The 18,076-nt window shown below is 74.6% G+C and carries 17 protein-coding genes; 10 read left to right on the top strand and 7 right to left on the bottom strand.

The features are described 5' to 3' along the window. Nucleotides 1-4: 4 nt before the first annotated feature. Together dhaL and ACFV7Q_RS18040 are read left to right on the top strand one after the other, a co-directional pair. Complete coding sequence (dhaL, locus tag ACFV7Q_RS18045; RefSeq protein WP_385429427.1) at nucleotides 5-601, top strand: dihydroxyacetone kinase subunit DhaL; 597 nt, start codon at nucleotides 5-7, stop codon at nucleotides 599-601. Next, nucleotides 598-1,002, top strand: a complete 405-nt coding sequence (locus tag ACFV7Q_RS18040; RefSeq protein ID WP_385429425.1) for a PTS fructose transporter subunit IIA — start codon at nucleotides 598-600, stop codon at nucleotides 1,000-1,002. The genes dhaL and ACFV7Q_RS18040 overlap by 4 nt, the downstream gene beginning before the upstream one ends. A gap of 73 nt (nucleotides 1,003-1,075) precedes the next feature. On the opposite strand, the gene ACFV7Q_RS18035 is transcribed toward ACFV7Q_RS18040, so the two are convergent. Beyond that, the gene (locus ACFV7Q_RS18035; RefSeq protein WP_385429423.1) at nucleotides 1,076-1,459 is read right to left on the bottom strand and encodes an RNA-binding S4 domain-containing protein; all 384 of its coding nucleotides are present in this window, start codon (nucleotides 1,457-1,459) and stop codon (nucleotides 1,076-1,078) included. A gap of 134 nt (nucleotides 1,460-1,593) precedes the next feature. Between ACFV7Q_RS18035 and ACFV7Q_RS18030 the strand changes: the two genes are divergently transcribed. The 3 genes from ACFV7Q_RS18030 (at nucleotide 1,594) to ACFV7Q_RS18020 (ending at nucleotide 5,215) form a co-directional block, all read left to right on the top strand. Continuing rightward, a complete protein-coding gene (locus tag ACFV7Q_RS18030; RefSeq protein ID WP_385429421.1) occupies nucleotides 1,594-1,989 on the top strand; it encodes a molybdopterin-binding protein in 396 nt (131 codons plus the stop codon). 168 nt (nucleotides 1,990-2,157) lie between these two features. Continuing rightward, a complete protein-coding gene (gene modA / locus ACFV7Q_RS18025; protein ID WP_385429419.1) occupies nucleotides 2,158-2,985 on the top strand; it encodes a molybdate ABC transporter substrate-binding protein in 828 nt (275 codons plus the stop codon). A 202-nt stretch (nucleotides 2,986-3,187) separates the two neighbouring features. Further along, nucleotides 3,188-5,215 (top strand): ABC transporter permease, encoded by a 2,028-nt coding sequence (locus ACFV7Q_RS18020; protein ID WP_385429417.1) that lies wholly within the window; start codon nucleotides 3,188-3,190, stop codon nucleotides 5,213-5,215. A 6-nt stretch (nucleotides 5,216-5,221) separates the two neighbouring features. Here the strand turns inward: ACFV7Q_RS18020 and ACFV7Q_RS18015 are convergent, their stop codons facing one another. Together ACFV7Q_RS18015 and ACFV7Q_RS18010 are read right to left on the bottom strand one after the other, a co-directional pair. Further along, complete coding sequence (locus tag ACFV7Q_RS18015) at nucleotides 5,222-5,725, bottom strand: FBP domain-containing protein (RefSeq protein ID WP_385429416.1); 504 nt, start codon at nucleotides 5,723-5,725, stop codon at nucleotides 5,222-5,224. Between the two features lie 213 nt (nucleotides 5,726-5,938). Continuing rightward, nucleotides 5,939-8,032, bottom strand: a complete 2,094-nt coding sequence (locus tag ACFV7Q_RS18010) for a SpoIIE family protein phosphatase (protein WP_385429414.1) — start codon at nucleotides 8,030-8,032, stop codon at nucleotides 5,939-5,941. 62 nt (nucleotides 8,033-8,094) lie between these two features. On the opposite strand from ACFV7Q_RS18010, the gene ACFV7Q_RS18005 reads away from it, so the two are divergent. Further along, nucleotides 8,095-8,592: an SRPBCC family protein gene (locus ACFV7Q_RS18005; protein ID WP_385429413.1), complete on the top strand. Its 498-nt coding sequence runs from the start codon at nucleotides 8,095-8,097 to the stop codon at nucleotides 8,590-8,592. A gap of 127 nt (nucleotides 8,593-8,719) precedes the next feature. On the opposite strand, the gene ACFV7Q_RS18000 is transcribed toward ACFV7Q_RS18005, so the two are convergent. Continuing rightward, nucleotides 8,720-10,159 carry a DUF6777 domain-containing protein gene (locus ACFV7Q_RS18000; RefSeq protein WP_385429411.1) on the bottom strand — a complete coding sequence of 480 codons (1,440 nt, stop codon included), beginning with the start codon at nucleotides 10,157-10,159 and terminating at the stop codon, nucleotides 8,720-8,722. Between the two features lie 264 nt (nucleotides 10,160-10,423). Here ACFV7Q_RS18000 and ACFV7Q_RS17995 point away from each other — a divergent pair, with 264 nt between their 5' ends. Continuing rightward, nucleotides 10,424-11,713: a streptophobe family protein gene (locus ACFV7Q_RS17995; RefSeq protein ID WP_385429409.1), complete on the top strand. Its 1,290-nt coding sequence runs from the start codon at nucleotides 10,424-10,426 to the stop codon at nucleotides 11,711-11,713. Nucleotides 11,714-11,776: 63 nt separating this feature from the next. Here the strand turns inward: ACFV7Q_RS17995 and ACFV7Q_RS17990 are convergent, their stop codons facing one another. From ACFV7Q_RS17990 to ACFV7Q_RS17980, 3 genes are all read right to left on the bottom strand, one after another. Beyond that, nucleotides 11,777-12,460, bottom strand: a complete 684-nt coding sequence (locus tag ACFV7Q_RS17990) for a hypothetical protein (protein ID WP_385429407.1) — start codon at nucleotides 12,458-12,460, stop codon at nucleotides 11,777-11,779. A gap of 11 nt (nucleotides 12,461-12,471) precedes the next feature. Beyond that, a complete protein-coding gene (locus tag ACFV7Q_RS17985; RefSeq protein ID WP_385429406.1) occupies nucleotides 12,472-14,871 on the bottom strand; it encodes an FHA domain-containing protein in 2,400 nt (799 codons plus the stop codon). A 119-nt stretch (nucleotides 14,872-14,990) separates the two neighbouring features. Further along, nucleotides 14,991-15,134, bottom strand: a complete 144-nt coding sequence (locus ACFV7Q_RS17980; protein ID WP_385429405.1) for a hypothetical protein — start codon at nucleotides 15,132-15,134, stop codon at nucleotides 14,991-14,993. An 18-nt stretch (nucleotides 15,135-15,152) separates the two neighbouring features. Here ACFV7Q_RS17980 and ACFV7Q_RS17975 point away from each other — a divergent pair, with 18 nt between their 5' ends. From ACFV7Q_RS17975 to ACFV7Q_RS17965, 3 genes are all read left to right on the top strand, one after another. Further along, complete coding sequence (locus tag ACFV7Q_RS17975) at nucleotides 15,153-16,097, top strand: cation diffusion facilitator family transporter (RefSeq protein ID WP_385429403.1); 945 nt, start codon at nucleotides 15,153-15,155, stop codon at nucleotides 16,095-16,097. Nucleotides 16,098-16,213: 116 nt separating this feature from the next. Beyond that, nucleotides 16,214-16,699 (top strand): NUDIX domain-containing protein, encoded by a 486-nt coding sequence (locus ACFV7Q_RS17970; RefSeq protein WP_385429402.1) that lies wholly within the window; start codon nucleotides 16,214-16,216, stop codon nucleotides 16,697-16,699. Nucleotides 16,700-16,747: 48 nt separating this feature from the next. After that, entirely contained in the window at nucleotides 16,748-18,013 is a 1,266-nt protein-coding gene (locus ACFV7Q_RS17965) for a Tm-1-like ATP-binding domain-containing protein (RefSeq protein ID WP_385429400.1), read from the top strand. The last annotated feature ends 63 nt before the right edge of the window (nucleotides 18,014-18,076 follow it).

Here is an 18,076-nt window from a genome sequence, read left to right as displayed (position 1 = left end):
CGGGTTGCGTGACGCAGACTTCTTCCGGCGCTGGATGGAAGCCACCGCGGCGGCGGTGGAGCAGGAAGCGGACCGGCTGACCGAGCTGGACTCCCCCATCGGGGACGCCGACCACGGAGCCAACATGCTGCGCGGGTTCACCGCCGTACGGGAAGCCCTGGAGGCGGAGGAGCCGGGGACGCCCGGGGCGGTGCTCCAACTGGCCGGCCGGACCCTGATCTCCACGGTCGGCGGGGCCTCGGGCCCTCTGTACGGGACGCTGCTGCGGCGGACGGGCAAGGAGCTCGGGGAGGCCGCCGAGGTATCCGACGACGCCGTGCGCGAAGCGCTGTACGCGGGCGTGGGCGCGGTGGCGCAGCTGGGCGGCTCGGCGCCGGGGGACAAGACGATGCTGGACGCACTGGTACCGGGGGTGGCGGCGCTGAGCACCTCGTACCGGGCGGGCGGGGACGCAGCGCAGGACGGCGCACGGGCCACGGTCCCGATGCTGGCCCGCAAGGGCAGGGCCCGCTACCTCGGCGAGCGGAGCATCGGCCACCAGGACCCCGGGGCGACCTCGTCCGCACTGCTCCTGGGGGCCCTCGCGGAGGTGGCCGGGTGACCGCGGGGACGGTGGGCATCGTGCTGGTGTCGCACAGCGCCCGGGTCGCGGAGTCCGTGGCGGAGCTGGCGGCGGGCCTGGCCGCAGGCGGACCGGTGGCCCCCGTCGCCGCGGCCGGCGGCACTGCGGACGGCGGGCTCGGCACGAGCGCGGACCGGATCGCGGCGGCCGTACGGGAGGTGGACCGCGGGGCGGGGGTCGCGGTGCTCGCGGACCTGGGCAGCGCGGTGCTCACGGTGAAGGCGCTGCTGGCCGAGGGAGAACTGCCGGCGGGGGCGCGGCTGGTGGACGCGCCGTTCGTGGAGGGGGCGGTGGCGGCGGTGGTCGCGGCCTCTGCCGGCGCTCCGCTGGACGCCGTCGCCCTGGCCGCGGCAGAGGCCTACGCGTACCGCAAGACCTGAGGGCGCCGGGCGCCCACGGCACGGGGACGGACCCGCGTACTGCGGGCCACCCCGGCCGGTGGCTGCGGCTTCGCTAGCGGCCGCGGAGGAGGTCGAATTCGCGGCGGTCGCGCTTCGTCGGGCGGCCCGTGCCGCGGTCCCGGATGCCGACGGCGGCCGCCTCGACGGCGGTCGGAGCCGGCGGGCTGTTGTCGACGAAGCACTCGGCGGCCACCGGCGCGCCCACCCGCTTCGTCACCAGCCGCTTGACCACCACGACGCGCTCGCGCCCCGCATGGAACAGCCGCACTTCGTCGCCCGCCTTCACCGACTGGGCCGGCTTCGCGCGTTCCCCGTTGACCTTCACGTGCCCCGCACGGCAGGCCGTCGCCGCGATCGAGCGGGTCTTGGTCAGGCGGACCGACCAGATCCAGGCGTCCACCCGTGCGGTTCCCGTTTCGGTTGTTTCAGCTGCCATGCCCCGACTCTAGCGATCTGTGGGCCCGGCAGCGGAGTACATTTTGGCGGAACAGCCAATCGAAAAGGCATCTGCGATGGAGATCATCCGAAGAGAATTGCAAATGCCCGGCGAGTGCCCCTACCTTGTCGCACATGCAGTCCTACACCATCGGCCGGGCGGCACCTCTGCTGGGCGTCAGCCCGGACACCGTCCGCCGCTGGGCCGACGCCGGCAGGGTCGCGACCCATCGCGACGAGGCAGGGCGACGGCTGATCGTCGGCCGTGACCTGGCCGCCTTCTCCGTCGAGGTCGGCCGGGGCGCCCACACCGAGGACGACGAGCCGCGCACCTCGGCCCGCAACGCCTTCCCGGGCATCGTCACCGCCCTGACGCTCGGCGACGTATCCGCCCGGGTCGAGATCCAGGCGGGCCCGCACCGGCTGGTCTCCGTACTCACCCGCGAGTCCGTCGAGGAGCTCGGGCTGGAGGTCGGCATGCGGGCCACCGCCCGCGTGAAGTCGACCGGCGTGCACGTCGACCGCGGCTGACCTGCCGCCCCTCGCCGCCCGCCGCCCGTTCCCCCACGCGACGCCGCCGTCACCCGTCCCGCCCCCTCGCGTACTTCACCACCGCCCGCTCCGCCGTCACCGGCGCGGGTCGCCATTCCGTGCAGCCGGCCGCCGTCCGGCCACCGACCCGACCGAGGAGCACCATCCATGTCCCTCCCCGTGAACCGCCGCGGCGCCCTGGCCGCGGCATTCGCCGCGGCCCTGCTCGTCCCCGCCCTGTCGGCCTGCGGCAGCAGCGACCAGCAGGCCGCCGACGGCGGATCCGGCGCGGGCGCCTCCGCCTCCGCCTCCTCCGGCGCCGCACCGAAGGCCGCGCGCCTCACCGTCCTCGCCGCGTCCTCCCTGACCGACGTGTTCAAGACCGCGGGTGCCGCGTACGAGAAGGCCCACCCCGGCACGAAGATCACGTTTTCTTTCGCGGGCTCCCAGGAACTCGCCGCCCAGGTCAAGCAGGGCTCCCCGGCCGACGCGCTCGTGACCGCCGACACGAAGACCATGGACGGCCTGAAGGGCGAGACCGGTGAGCCGTCGATCATCGCCAAGAACCGCCTGGTCATCGCGACCGGCAAGGGCAACCCGTTCAAGATCGCCGCACTCAAGGACCTCGCCGACACCAAGATCAAGGTCGTGCTCGCCGCGCCCGAGGTGCCGGTCGGCCGCTACAGCAAGCAGATCCTCGACGCCCAGAAGATCGCGGTGAAGCCGGTCTCCCAGGAGCCGAACGTCCGCGCCGTGCTGAGCAAGGTCGAGCTCGGTGAGGCCGACGCCGGCCTGGTCTACAAGACCGACTCCGCCAAGTCCGCCGACAAGGTGGAGGCCGTCGAGATCCCGGACGAGCAGAACGCCGTGGCCTCGTACCCTGCCGCCACCCTCAAGCAGTCCGGGAACGCAGGGGCCGCGGCCGCCTTCGTCGCCTGGCTGAGCGGCCCGGAAGCCCAGAAGATCCTGCAGGACGCGGGCTTCCAGAAGCCCTGAGCCGGCACGGCACCGGGCGCCGGACGCGCCGCCGGCCGGGATCGCTGGGCACCGGCCTAGACCGGGGGGACGGGCGGTGCCCCACACACGTGCTGCAACCGGCTCCGCCGCCCCGGTGCTCCCCGCCCGGCTCACCGCCGCCCCGGCCGCCGTTCGGGGCGGCCCGCGCCCCCGTCCCCGTACGCTTCAGCCAGGAACCCGCATGAGCAGACACCCCACCAGCACCCGCGCCGGCACCCGCACCCGCACCCGGCCACCCGCCGCCCTGGCGCTACCCGCGCTGGTCGCCGTCGCCTTCCTGCTGCTCCCGCTCGTCGGGATCCTCACCCGCACCGAGTGGAGCGACCTCGGCACGCACCTCACCAGCCCCGGTGTGGTCGAGGCACTGCGACTCTCGCTCGTCGTGTCGTTCTGGGCCCTCGGCCTCTCGCTGCTCCTCGGGGTGCCCCTCGCCTGGCTGCTGGCCCGCGTCGAGTTCAAGGGCAAGGCCTTCGTCCGCTCGCTGGTGCTGCTGCCGATGGTGCTCCCACCGACGGTCGGCGGTGTGGCGCTGCTGCTGGGCTTCGGGCGGCGCGGGCTGCTCGGGCCGTGGCTGGAGGACAGCTTCGGGATCACCCTGCCGTTCCACACCTCCGGTGCCGTCCTCGCAGCGACCTTCGTGGCGATGCCGTTCCTCGTCATCAGCCTGGAGGGCGCGCTCGGCGGTCTGAAGCAGAGCTACGAGGACACCGCCGCCTCGCTCGGTGCCGCACCGGTGCGCGTGTTCTTCAGCGTGACCCTGCCCATGGTCGGCCCCGGCCTCGTGGCCGGCGCCGCGCTCACCTGGGCGCGGGCGCTGGGCGAGTTCGGCGCGACCATCACCTTCGCGGGGAACCTGCCCGGCACCACCCAGACCCTGCCCCTGCAGGTCTACCTGCTGCTCCAGGACAGCCCGGAGGCCGCTACCTCCGTCTCCCTCCTGCTCCTCGCGATCGCCATGGCCGTGCTGATCGCCCTGCGCGGCCGCTGGACCGGCACCCCGGCCGTCGCCCGCGAGGCCGCCGTGGCCCGGCCGACGCCGGCCGAGGAGGCCTCACCGGCCCCTTCGGCCTCGCCTTCGCCGGCCCCCGTGGCCGCCCCGCCTTCGTCGTCGGCCCGGCCCGTCACGGCCCCGGACACGCCCGGGGGTGCCGGGGGCGGCCCGTCCGACGGGGGCCGCTGGCCCCTGCACGCCGCGGTCACCGGCTTCACCCGGCTCACCCTCGACGCCCCGCCCGGCACCACCATCGCCGTCGTCGGCGAGAACGGCGCCGGCAAGACGACCCTGCTGCGCGCCCTGCTCGGCTTGACCCCGCGCGCCCGCGCCGAGCTCCGCCTCGGCGACGCCGACGTCACGGCGCTGCCCCCGCACCGGCGGCAGGTGGCCTGGGTCCCGCAGGACGGCGCCCTCTTCCCGCACCTCAGCGCGCTGGCCAACACGGCGTACGGGCTGCGGGCGCGCCGGGTGCCGCGGGCCGAGGCCCGCCGCGCGGCCCAGCAGTGGCTGGACCGGCTCGGCGTCGGCCACCTCGCCCACCGCAAGCCCGGCCAGCTCTCCGGCGGCCAGGCCCAGCGGGTCGCCCTGGCCCGGGCACTCGCCGCCCGGCCGCGCCTCCTGCTGCTCGACGAACCGCTGGCCTCCCTGGACCAGGCGACCCGGGCCCACGTCCGGCACATGCTGCGCACCCACCTGGCGGGCTTCGGCGGGGTCTGCCTGATCGTCACGCACGATCCGGTCGAGGCGGTGTCGCTGGCCGACCGGGTGCTCGTCCTCGCCGACGGCAGAGCCCTGCAGGAAGCACCGCCCGCCGAAGTGACCCGCCATCCGCGGTCCCCGTGGGTGGCCAGGATGCTGGGCCGCAACGCCTGGCCGGGCACCGCCTCCGCCGAGGGGCTCGCCCTGCCCTCCGGGGGTCGGCTGGTGGTGGCCGAGACGCTGCCGGAGGGCGCCGAGGCCCTCGCGATCATCGGCCCGGAGGCGGTGTCCGTGCACCGCGACCGGCCGGGCGGCAGTCCCCGCAACGTGTGGCCCGGCACCGTGCGGGAGATCACCTCGGTCGGCAGCCGGCTGCGCGTGCTGGTGGGCTCGGTCGACGTGCCGGACCTCGTCGCGGAGATCACCCCCGAGGCGGCCGCCGAACTGGGCCTGGCCGACGGGTCTTCGGTGTGGACGAGCGTGAAGGCCACCGAGGTGACGCTCGTCCGGCTGTGAGGGCCCTCAGCCGGTGACCTTCGCGGTGAGGGCGTCGAGGTTGTCCATGGCCCGGCCGACGCGCTCCTCCAGCGTCAGCGTCTCCTCGTACCGCCGGCCCCGCAGCTTCGGCTCCCGCCGGCCCCGCATGTAGAGGGAGCAGGCGAGGTCGGCGCAGATGTAGAAGCCGACGCTGTTGCCCTCGCGGCCCCGCGGGCCGGCGAGCGGGGCTACGAGCAGGGAGACGCCGGAGGCCGCGTGCCCGGTCAGACATATCTGGCAGACGCTGGACTTCAGGGCGCTGGTGCGGTTCGTGCCCGGGACGCGCAGGCTGATGCCGACGGCGGACCCGTCGCCCGCGGGGCGTACGAGGTGGGCGCGCAGCGGGGCGCCCGGATCGATCCAGCCGAGGAAGTCGAGGTCCTCCCACGGGAGTTCGGAGAAGTCCGGCGGCAGCTTCAGCCGGGCGGCCTCGCCCTTGGTGCAGTTCACGAAGGACGAACGGATCTGCTTCTCGGTCAACGGTTCCATGGGGCGCAACGCTACGTGGCGGTACGCCCGGGGTTCATCCGGTTTTCTCCCGGTGCGGAGCCGGCCCCGCGGCAAGATCCGGGCCCACGGGTACGCGGCCGGGGCGCGGCACCGCGACCGCGGGCGCTCCCCCGGAGCGGTGCCCCCGGCCCGGGGTGCCGCCGGGCGCCCCGGGGCCGGCGGGCGCCTCGGAGCCGGCGGGCCCGTCCGCGGTTACGGTGCCGCCGGGGTCTCCTGGGGGGCGAACTCGCACCACACGCATTTGCCGCCGCCCCGCGGCTCCACGCCCCACTCCCGGGCCAGACGTTCGACCAGCAGCAGGCCGCGGCCCGAGACCTCCCAGTCGCCCGCCTCCCGGCGGTGCGGCAGGGCGCTGCTGGAGTCCTCGACCTCGACGCGGATCCGGCCCTCCGCGGTCATGCGGAGGCTGACGTGGCCGCCGCCGTCCGTGTGGACGAGGGCGTTGGTCATCAGTTCGTCAGCCGCCAGCACGATCTCGTCCATGAGCTCCTTCGCCCCCCACGCGGCCACGGCCGCCCGGATCAGGTGGCGGGCCGTCGCCGGTGCCTCGGGGTCGCCGGGGGCGAGCCGCAGCCGCAGGGGGCCGCCGCCGCGCGGGGTGGGGGTGCCGCGGCGGCGGAGCAGGAGCAGGGCCATGTCGTCCCGGCCGCCCTGGTCACCGCCCAGGTCGCACAGGGCGTCGGCGAGTTCCTCCACGTCGACCGGCCCGGCGCAGACCGCCGCCATGAGGGCGCGCATCCCCTCCTCGCGGTCCTTCGTGCCGGGCTGCACCAGCAGGCCGTCCGTGCACAGCACGAGGGTGTCGCCGGGGTGCAGCTCGATGCTGGTGACGGGGTAGCCCGTACCGCCGTTGCCGGGCGACGGCGACGCCGGGGGCGACGGGTTCGGCGCGAGTCCGAGCGGGGCCCCGCCGGCCACCGGGACCGGGTGGCAGGTGCCGTCGCCGCGCCGCACCATCGGGTCGTGGTGGCCGGCGCGGACCAGTTGCAGCATGCCGGTGCTGAGGTCCATCTCGGCGTACGTGCAGGCGGCGAGGCGGTCGGTGGCGAGGTCCCGCAGGAAGGCGGAGGCGCGGGCCATGGCCGTCCCGGGGGTGTGGCCCTCGGCGGCGTAGGCCCTCAGGACGATCCGCAGCTGGCCCATGATCACGGCCGCGTCCGTGTCGTGCCCCTCGACGTCTCCGATCATCACGCCGACGCGGCTGTCGCCGAGCGGGACCACGTCGTACCAGTCGCCGCCGATCTCCCGCCCGGCCCGCGCGGCCCGGTAGCGCACGGCGATCCGCGTGCCGGGCACGTCGGGGATCCGGCGCGGCAGCATGGCCCGCTGGAGGCCCTCCGCGAGGTCGTGCTCCTGCTCGAAAAGGATGGCGCGCTGGAGGCTCTGCGCGATGCCGCTGCCCAGGGCGACGAGCACGTTGCGCTCCTCGTCGGTGAAGTCGCCGTCCCGCTCGTACAACAGGCCGAGTGCGCCGATGGCCCGTCCCTGGGCGATGAGCGGAAGGTAGACCCCGCTGTGCACGGTCAGCGGTTCGATGTACTGCCACAGCTGGGGGTAGCGGACGCGGAACTCCTCGCGCGAGCCGATGAAGACCGGCTGGAGGTTCCGTACGGCCTCGCTCATCGGGAACTGCGCATCGATGCGGGTGTACTCGATCTGCGGCACGTACGTGCCCAGTCGCCCCTCGGCGACCAGGTGGATGCGGCCCCCGTCGACGATGCCGAGCATCACGCTGACGGCGCCGAGGTGGCCGAGGGCCTCGGGGTCCTTCAGGACGTCGGTGACGTCGTGGACGGTGCGGGCGTGGGCCAGGATGGCGGTGGTGCGCTCGACGACGCCCGTCATCCGGCGCCGGCCCTCGGCCCGCTCCCCGCCGGCGCCGGGGTCGCCGGGGTCGTGGGCGGCGTCGCGGAGGATCCCGATGATCCGGTACGGGCGGCCGGACTGGTTCCGCAGGATGTGGCCCTGGATGTGCGCCCAGGCCCGGGACCCGTCGCGCCGGCGGATGCGTACGTACGCCCCGTAGTGGCTGCGCCCGTCCTTGAGGGCCTGGGCCACGCGGGCGTCGAGCCGTGCCTCCTCGGACGGTGCCATCCGCCGGCGGAGTCCGGCGGGTGTGCCGCTGAACTCGTCGGGGCGCAGGTCGAGCACTCCGAGGGCGGTGGAGTCCAGGTACATCCGCCCGCTGTCGAGGTCCCAGTCGAAGGTGCCCATGTGGTTGAGCGCGAGGCTCATGTCCGGTTGCGCGGGCCAGTCGACCTCGGGGCTCGTTCCCCTTTCGGCCATGTTGCCAGGGTCTCACCAATCGGTGTCGAGCGCGGGGGCGGCACGGGCGGGACAATCCGGATATGAACGGGCCACGGGTTGTGGTGGAGCGTGAGATGGCGGCCTCCGTCGAACGGGTGTGGCAGGCACTGACGGACCTGGAGTCGATGCCGGACGTGGTGTCGGGCGTGGACGCGGTCGAGGTGCTCACTCCCGGGCCGTTCCGGGTGGGCACGCGCTGGCGCGAGACCAGGCGGATGTTCGGCAAGAAGGCCACGGAGGAGATGTACGTGACGGCGTGCGTCGCACCGGAACGGTACGTCGCCGAAGCCGACGGCTCGGGCGTGCACTACGTGTCGGAGTTCCGGCTCACCGAGCGGTCCCCCGGGCGGACGGCGGTGCGGATGACGTTCTCGGCGGCCCCGACAGCGAGCGGGAAGCGGCCGGGCCCGTTCATGCGGCTGCTTAACCGGTTGGGAACGAGAGCCGTGGCCAAGGCCGTGATGAAGGACCTGTCGGACGTGGCGGCGTCGGTCGAGCGGGGTGCGGGACCGGCCGGGCCGCCGTCGGCGGGGGACTGAACGCGGTCGGCGGGCGCACCGGTGGAGGCACGGGCGCACCGGTGCAGGCAGGGGGCGCCGGGGTGCTCCGCCGGCCGCAAGTTGCCGCTCACCGCTGCCGGTCGTCCTCGTCGCTCGCCGTCGCCGGTCACGGAGCCGTTGCCGCCGGGGACGGAGCCACCGGGGGAACGGGTGGCAGGACCGGCGGGGTGGGAGCGACCGGACGCGGCGGGGGCGGGGCCACCGGGGGCGGCGGGGGCGGCGGGGAGGGAGCCACCGGCGGCGGGGAGGGAGCCACCGGCGGCGGGGAGGGGGCCACCGGGGGAACGGGGGGCAAGACCGGCGGAGTGGGAGCCACCGAGGTCGGTCCGGGCGGGGAGGGAAGAGCGGGCGGGGAGGCGGTGCCTGCGGGGCTTCCGGTTTCCTCCGGGGTGGTGGTGCCCTTACGGGTCTCCCCGGGCGTGCGGGTCTCGGTCGGGGTGGCCGTCCCGGTGCGGGTTCCCGTCGGGGTTCCGGTGGGGGTGCCGGTCGGGGTTCCGGTACGCGTTCCGGTCGGGGTGGGGGTGCCGGTCGGGGTGCCGGTCGGCACACGGGTCCGAGGGCTCGTGGGGGTCTCCGGTAGCGCGGGGGGCGTGGGGGGCAGGGGCGGCGGCGGAATCGGCCGGTCCCGGTCCTTCCGGGGCCCCCTCGGGTCGCCGGGTCCCCGCTCGTACCAGCGCCCGGTGCGCTGGTCGTAGATGGTGATCTTGCTGATGACCTTGATCGTCGGCTGCACCACCACCACGTTCTGCGGCTGGTACGAGGCCCACGGCGACCCCTGCCTCGTCGAACCGGCCCGCAGCGGCACCGGCTCGCCCAGCGGGTTGCCGCAGGCGCAGCGGACCCGGGGCACGCCGTGGCCGTCCACGAGTACGGCCGTCCCGGCCTGGAGCACGGCCTGGTAGGGGGCCGGGCGGCCCTCCCGGTAGCCGTGGTTGGTGACCCGGGTGTCGTTGCGCAGGGTCACCGAGGTGAGCGAGCGCAGGTAGCCGGGCACGGCCGCCGGCTGGATGCCCAGGGCCTCGGCGAACGCCCGGTTCTTGTCCGGCTCGGCGGACAGCAGCCGGACCTGCTTCTCGATGTCGCAGCTGGCGACGTTGCGGGTGCCGCCGTACAGGGTCGGGGTCGCACCGGTGACGGCCCGCGCGGTGATGGGCCCGGTGATGGTCGCCGGGGGTGGAGGCGGGGGCGAGGTCGCGGCCGGCGGCGCGGGCTCGGTGACCGTGGACGCGGTGTACGGGTCCTGGCCCTGCGCCGCGGTGGATTCCAGGAACAACTCGCCGCCCGCCTCGGGCGTGCCGGTCGGGCGGGTCAGCACCACGGCGAGCGCCACGACGGCGGCGACCGCCACCGCGGCGGTGACGAGCCGGGGTATGGAGCGCCACCACGGCCCCGGGGGGCCGCCACGGCCCGTCGGGGGCGGGGGCGGTTCACCCCCGCCGGAGCCACCACCGCCGGCACCGCCCCCCGAACCGCCCCAGGGCCCGCCGCCGCCCCGTCCGCCACCGCCGGTCCCGCCGGCTCCGGTTCCGGCGGGGGTGTCGATCACGGTCGGCGGGCCCTCGCGGCTCCGCGGGTCCGCGAGCGGGCCTGCGGGAGGTCCTGTGGGGCGCTCTGACGGCGGTGTGCCGGAAGGCTTTGTGGTCACGGGCGTTCCCTGTCCCAGACGGAGGGGACGTGGACACGACCCCCGGGTCGGTGTTCCGCTTTCTCCTACTTCATCAGGACATCTCTGGATGTAAGTCACTCCTGCGGACCATTGTGTGCGGCCTCCCGGTGGTGGCCGCAAGCCGGGGCTGCCTACGGTGGCGGTGTGAGCCGTACGACCCGGGGTCCCCTGCGGGCTTGGCGCGACGCCCTCGTCGCGGTCGTGGCGGGGTTCGCGGTGATGGCCGCGGTGTCCGCCGCCGGCCTGGCGTGTGCGGGTGCCGGGGAGCTGCCCGGCGGTGCGTTCCCGCACGTCGCGGCGGCCGTGGTGGTGCTGGCGGCGGGCGGTTCCGTCCAGGTGACCGGCGGGGCGGGCTTCCTTGCCGACGCCGACGCGAGCCTGACCGTACTCCCCCTCTCGGTGAGCCTGGCCGGGGCGCTCACGGTCGGCTCGCTCTTCCTGCACCCCCTGCACAACCGGGCGGTGGCCCGGCCGCGCGAACTCCTCGCCCACGCCGTTCCGCTGGTCCTGCTGTGGCTGCTGGCCCTCACCGGCACCGCGCTCCTGGCCCGGCAGACCTTCGCCGTCTCCACGGGCGATTCACCGATCGGGGACCTCGCCGAGCTCTTCGACGCCGCACCCACCGTCGGCTTCCGGGCCGCTGTGCCCGCGACCCTCTTCTTCGGGCTGCTGTGGATCCTGGGCCTGTTGCTGATCGCCCTGCTGGTCTCGCGTCGGGCACCGCTCCCGGCGGGCCTCGTCCGCTTCCACACGGCGGTGCGGCCCGCCGCCTTCGCCACCGTCGCCCTGCTCCTCGCGTGCGTCGCCCTGGGGGCCGTGGTCGGCCTGGTCGTGGCCGCAACGCGCGGCCACGCCGACCGGACCTTCGCCGTGATGTTGCTCGGCCTGCCGAACGTCGCCTGGCTCGCGTTCACCCTGGGCTTCGGCGGGGCCTGGGACGGCAAGGTCGAGGGGCCGTTCGGCCTGCCCGTCCCGCAGGTGCTGGACACGGTGCTGCGCGCGTCCGGGTCGGATTCCGGGGCGGACACCGCCGCGGTCGACGTGGCCGCGCTCGCCGAACACGAGGCGTGGGTGTGGTGGCTGGTCCCGGCCGCCGCCGTCCTGCTGCTCGGTACGGGGTTCCTGACCGCCGTACGCTCCCCCGCCCACGTCCGCCCCCGGCAGCACGCCCTGCACCTGGGCGCAGCCCTCGGGCTCGCCGTCCTGGTGGTGTGCCTGCTGGTCCCGATGCAGGCCCGGTTCGGCATGTCCCTGCTGGGCCTCGGCGACGTGTCCGGGCTCGGCGGCACGGTGGAACTGCAGGCGGTGCTGTGGCGGAACGTCGGGCTCGCGCTGCTCTGGGGGGCGCTCGCGGGGTTCGTCGGGGGCCTGCTGGCCCGCCCGGTCCACCGCCGCGGCCTCGTCGAACCGCAGCCCGCGGCCACGGGCCCGTGACCGCCGGGAGGCCCGCCCCTCCCCGGCCCCCGGCCGTCAGGCCGGCCGCCGTCAGGCTGGCCGTCAGGACTCGCCGTCAGCCGGGGGGATGACCCGGGTCGGGTCGAGGTCGGGATCGCGGGGGGCTCCGCCCCCGGCCGCCTCGGCTGCAGCGCCCTCCCGCCCGCCGCCCCGTCCGGCCCCGGCGCCGCCCCCACCGCCCGGACCGGCAGCGGCACCGGCAGCCGCAGCCGCGTCCGGTTCGCCGGTGGCCGCGTACGTCGACAGGCGGGCACCGTCCCCGTACATCCAGTGCCCGGTGGGCTCGTCGTACAGCCAGACGGACTCGCCGTCGACGACCACCCCGGCCCGCAGCCCCTTCGTCCCGCTGCGGAACGCCTCGCCGTCCAGCCGTCCGGCGGCCAGCTCCTCGACCGCGCGCCGGTAGCGGTCCAGGACGCCCGCGCTGCGCGCGATCAGCGGGCGCGGGTCGTCGGTGCGTGCCCTCGGCTGTCCGCCGGTCGGTGGCGGCTGCGGTACGGAGACCAGCAGCCGGCCGTCCACCCAGGCGGACCAGCCGTTGGCGCAGAGGACCTCTCCCCACTCGCCGCGTCGGGAGAGCAGCTGTACGGGGAGGAAGGCGTCCAGGGACGCGGTGGGCCGGGAGACGTCGGGCGTCTCCCAGGCGGGCATGCCGTCCTGGGGCACCACGTGGGTGGGCCGGAAGCCGGTGACGGTGCCGTAGTCCTCGGGGCCGGGGTAGGTCATGGCGTCCGCCGCTACTTCCGCATGATGGCGGGCTCGTGGCGGCGCAGCAGCCGTGCGACCACGACGCCGAACAGGACGGACAGGGCGGCCAGCATGCCGACGTCGAGCAGCCACACGCCGGCGCTGTGTGCGAAGAGCGGGTCGTCGGTGAGGTCGCCGGGGACGAGCGCGCCGAGGTCGATGGTGCCGGCCATGGCCCCGAGGGCCCAGCGCGAGGGGACGAGCCAGGCGAGTTGGCCGATCACGGGGACGCCGTCCAATTGGAGCAGGGCTCCGCAGAAGACGACCTGGACGATGGCGAGGAGGACCAGCAGCGGCATGGTGACCTCCTCCTTCCTGACCAGGGCGGAGACCAGCAGGCCGAGCACCATCGCGGTGATGGACAGCAGGGCGACGGCCAGGGTGATCTCGGCGAGCGGCGGCAGCAGGACCCCTCGGCCGCCGGGGGCGTTGGTGTCGACGCCGTACAGCCCGACGAGGGTCAGGACGACGGCCTGGGCGGCGGTGATGGCGCCGAGCACCACCACCTTGGACATCAGGTAGGCGGATCTGGACAGGCCGACGGCCCGTTCGCGCTGGTAGATGACGCGCTCCTTGACGAGTTCGCGTACGGCGTTGGCGGCGCCGGTGAGGACGCCCCCGACGCAGAGGATCAGCAGGGCGTTGATCGCGGTCTCCCGGGTGAGGGAGCTGCCGGCCAGGGCGCGGGTCATGGCGCCCATCACGAACGGCAGCGCGATCATGATGATGAGGAAGGTGCGGTCGGCGCTGAGCGCGGCGGCGTAGCGGCGCATCAGGATGGACAGCTGGGCGCCCCAGCTCTGGGCCTTGGGCGGGGCGGCGGCGAAGTCCGACGGCGCCTCGGCCCGGTATCCGCCGGCGTCGGGCCGGTGGGCGGGGCTGTGGACGTAGCGGCGGTAGTGCGCGGAGGCCCGGTACTCGCCCGCCCAGTCCCGACCGTGCTGTGTCTCGAACGCGTCGAAGGCCTCCGGCCATGCATCGCAGCCGAAGAAGCCTAGGGCGTCCTGCGGGGGCCCGTAGTAGGCGATGCGTCCGCCCGGAGCGAGGACGAGCAGCCGGTCGCAGACGTCGAGGCTGAGCACGCTGTGCGTGACGACGATGACGGTGCGGCCGTCGTCGGCGAGACCGCGCAGCATGTGCATCACCGAGCGGTCCATCCCGGGGTCGAGGCCGGAAGTGGGTTCGTCGAGGAAGAGCAGCGAGGGCTTGGTCAGTAGTTCCAGGGCGACGGAAACGCGTTTGCGCTGGCCGCCGGAGAGGCTGTGGATGGGCTGGTCGGCGCGCTGTTGCAGGCCGAGTTCGTCGATGACCTCGCCGACGCGGGCCTGGCGTTCGGCCGGGGCGGTGTCCTGCGGGAAGCGCAGTCCGGCGGCGTAGGTGAGGGCGCGGCGGACGGTGAGCTGGGTGTGCAGGATGTCGTCCTGGGGGACGAGGCCGATGCGGCTGCGCAGTTCGGCGTAGGCGCGGTAGAGGTCGCGGCCGTCGTAGAGGACGGTACCCCGGTCGGCGGGGCGCAGGCCGGTGAGGGCGCCGAGGAGGGTGGACTTGCCGGCGCCGCTGGGTCCGACGACGGCGAGCAGGCAGCGGGCGCCGACGGGGAAGGAGACGTCGTCGAGGAGGGTCTTGCGGCCGTGGTCGACGGCGACGGCGAGGTCCTGGACGTCGAGGGAGACCTCGCCGGTGTCGACGTACTCCTGGAGCCGGTCGCCGACGAGGCAGAGCGCGGTGTGGCCGATGCCGATGATGTCGCCTTCGGCGACGGCGGCGACGGTGATGCGGGCGCCGTTGAGGAAGGTGCCGTTGTGGCTGCCGAGGTCGGCGATCTCTTGGGTGCCGTCGGTGCGGGAGCGTAGTTCGGCGTGCCTGCGCGAGACGATCAGGTCCTGGATGACGAGGTCGTTGTCGTGGTCGCGGCCGATGCGGACGACCGCGCGCGGGGGTAGCGGGTGGATGCTGGTGGGTTCGCGGAAGGTGCTGGTCAGCGACGGATCGGCGACGGAGTCGGGCCGCCGGGCGGTGTGTGCGGGGGGCGGGGGTGGCGTCGCGGGCCGGGCTTGACGGGCGGCCGGGGTGCGGCCGAGGAGGCGGACGCGGGGGCCGTCCTGGGCGTTGCCGAAGCGGAGTTCGCTGCCGGCGCCGATGCTCCGCTCGTGGATGCGGTGGCCGTCCGCCCAGGTGCCGTTGGTGCTGTTCTCGTCCTCGACGGTCCAGTGGTCGCCTTCGGTGCGCAGGACCGCGTGGTGCCAGGAGACGCGGGCGTCCTGCAGCCAGACCTCGCACAGCGGGTCGCGGCCGACGTGGTAGGTCCGGCCGGGGCTCATCGTGGTGGAGCCCGTGTCGGTTTCCAGGAGGAGCTCGGGCGCGGTCGGCACACCGGGGCGCTGGACCATGAGCCGATTTTGACACGGCCCGCACCTGGCGGCATAACCGCAGGTCAGCTGGGGTCTTATGGGTAATGACAACGGTCCCCGTTGCAGCCTTTGCCCATTGCTTCACAGTGCGCTTCACTTCACGCGTCGGAACCGAACGGACGGGGGACGCCATGGGCGTGTACGACCACGATCACGATCTCGCGGGGCGGGGCCAGGGCACCGACCACGCCCACGACCACGACGCAGTTCACGAGCACGGCCACGGTCACGGTCACGGTCACGCCGGACACGGCCACGGCGTGTCCGCGGACGCCGACCGGCGCTGGCTGGCGATCGCGCTCGGCCTGATCGGCGCGTTCATGGCGATCGAGGTGGTCATCGGCATCATCGCGCAGTCGCTGGCCCTGATCTCCGACGCCGCGCACATGCTGACCGACGCGGTCTCGATCGTCCTCGCGCTGATCGCGATGCGGCTCGCGGCCCGTCCGGCCCGTGGCGGGTACACCTTCGGCCTCAAGCGGGCGGAGATACTCTCCGCCCAGGCCAACGGGCTCACCCTGCTGCTGCTCGCGGTCTGGCTGGCGTACGAGGCCGTCCAGCGGCTGATCGACCCGCCGCCGGTGGCGGGCGGGCTGGTCCTGGTCACGGCACTCGCGGGCATCGTCGTGAACATCGCGGCGGCCTGGTGCATCTCCCGGGCGAACCGCTCCTCGCTCGCCGTCGAGGGGGCCTACCAGCACATCCTGAACGACCTGTTCGCCTTCATCGGTACCGCCGTCTCCGGTCTGATCGTGCTGACCACCGGCTTCGTACAGGCCGACGCGATCGCCACGCTCGTGGTGGTGGTGCTGATGGTGAAGGCCGGCTACGGGTTGGTCCGCGAGTCCGGCCGGATCTTCCTGGAGGCGGCCCCGGCGCACCTCGACCCTGACGCGGTCGGCGACCGGCTGGTCGGGCACCCCCCGGTCACCGAGGTCCACGACCTGCACATATGGACCATCACTTCGGGCCAGGCGGCGCTGTCGGCACACGTCCTCGTCGAGCCGGCCGGGGACTGCCACGCGGTGCGCCGGGACCTGGAGCGGCTGCTGGCGAAGGAGTACGCGATCACGCACACCACCCTCCAGGTGGACCACGTGCAGGAGGCCCTGCTCACGGTCGGCGGCGCTGGCGAGGACCGGACCGACCCGCACTGCGCGGACGCCCACGGCCCGGTGCACCGGGAAGGCCCGCACGACCACTGAGGTACGGCCGCCGACGTACGGCCGCCGACGCAGGAGCGGTGACGGACGGGCGGTGACGGACGGGCACTGGTGTGCGGACCGTGCGACCGGCCGTCCGGCTGGGCATGCATCCGGCCATGAAGAACAAGCGAAGCGCCGGCCTGCTCCTGTTCCGCGGGGCGGCCGGCCCCGCAGATCCCGGGGCGGGGGTCGAGGTGCTCCTCGGGCACATGGGCGGCCCGTACTGGGCGCACCGGGACGACGGTGGTTGGGCGATCCCCAAGGGGGAGTACGAGGAGGACGAGACCCCGCTGGCCGCGGCCCGGCGGGAGTTCACCGAGGAGATCGGGCTGCCCCCGCCGGATGGTCCGTACCTGCCGTTGGGCGAGGCCCGGATGCCCGGCGGGAAGCAGGTGGTGATCTGGGCCGTGCGCGCGGACCTCGATCCGGCTCTGATGGTGCCCGGGACCTTCACGATGGAGTGGCCTCCGCACTCGGGCCGGGTGCAGGAGTTCCCGGAGCTGGACCGGGTGGCCTGGTTCGCGCCGGAGGAGGCACGGGTCAAGCTGATCGCCTCTCAAGTGGTCTTCCTGGAACGGCTGTCGGAGTTACTGGAAGGTTGACTTGACCTTGGCTTGCCAACAAACCCCACCCGAGCGGACATTGCACGTATGACGAACGTCGTGCTGGTGGGAACCCTGGACACCAAGGGTGTCGAGTACGGCTGGCTGCGCGAGGGGCTGCGGCGCGCCGGCATCGAAGTGGTCATGGTGGACACGGGCGTCATGGGCGAGCCCCGCGTGCCCGCCGACGTGGCGCGCGCCGAGGTGGCCCGGGCGGCCGGGGCGGACCTGGCGGAACTGCGGGCGGGCGGTGACCGGGGCGCGGCCGTGACGACGATGGCCAGAGGGGCGGAGGCGACCCTGTTACGGCTGCACGCCGAGGGCCGGCTGCACGCCGTGCTGGCCGTCGGCGGCAGCGGCGGCACCTCCATCGCCACCCGGGCGATGCGCGCACTGCCACTGGGCGTACCGAAGGTGATGGTGTCGTCCATGGCGTCCGGGGACGTGTCCGCGTACGTCGGATCCTCGGACATCACGATGATGTACAGCGTGGTGGACATCGCCGGGCTCAACACCATCTCGGAGCCGATCCTGGCGAACGCCGTGGCGGCCGCCGCCGGCATGGCCCGGGCCCACGAACGGGCCGGCCGGGCCGGGCCGGAGCTGCGCCGCCCGGCCCGGGTGGGCTCCGGATCGCGCCCGCTGGTGGCGGCGAGCATGGCGGGCGTGACCACGACCGGCGTGGACGCGGCCCGCGAGCGGCTGACCGAACTCGGCTACGAGGTCCTGGTCTTCCACGTCAGCGGCACCGGGGGCCGCACCCTGGAGACCCTCGCCGGGCAGGGCGTCTTCGCGGGCGTCCTCGACCTCACGCTCAGCGAGATCGCGGACGACCTGTGCGGCGGCGTCCTGACCGCCGGCCCCGACCGCCTCACCGCGGCGGGCCGGGCCGGGATTCCCCAGGTGGTCAGCCTCGGGGCGCTGGACATGGTCAAGTTCGGGCCGCTGGACTCCCTGCCCGAACGGGCCCGTTACCGGCGGGTCCGCGTGCACAACCCGTCCATCACCGTGATCCGGACGACCGAGGCGGAGTGCGCGGAGCTCGGCCGCCGGATCGCGGCCAAGCTCCGCACGGCAACCGGCCCGACCGAGGTCTGCGTCCCGCTCCAGGGCCTGTCCACCCTCGGAGCGCCGGGCGGCCCGTACCACGATCCGGCCGCGGACAGGGCCCTGTTCTCGGCGCTGCGGGAGGGGCTGCGCGGCAGCCCCGCCACCGTCCGCGACTACGACACCCACATCAACGACCCGGCGTTCGGGCGGGCCGCCGCCGACCGGCTCCACGCCGTGATCGGGGCGGAGCGGGCCGCAGCCTGAGGCCCCCGGCCGGATTGGGAACCGGCCCGAGCGGAAACCGTGTCCCTGGGGATGGCCGATCGC

The organism is Streptomyces sp. NPDC059851 (genome assembly GCF_042732005.1).
In the GTDB taxonomy this organism is placed as follows: Bacteria; Actinomycetota; Actinomycetes; order Streptomycetales; family Streptomycetaceae; genus Streptomyces.
Note: the sequence above shows the minus strand (reverse complement) of the source record. Positions and strands in the feature narration are given on the sequence as shown.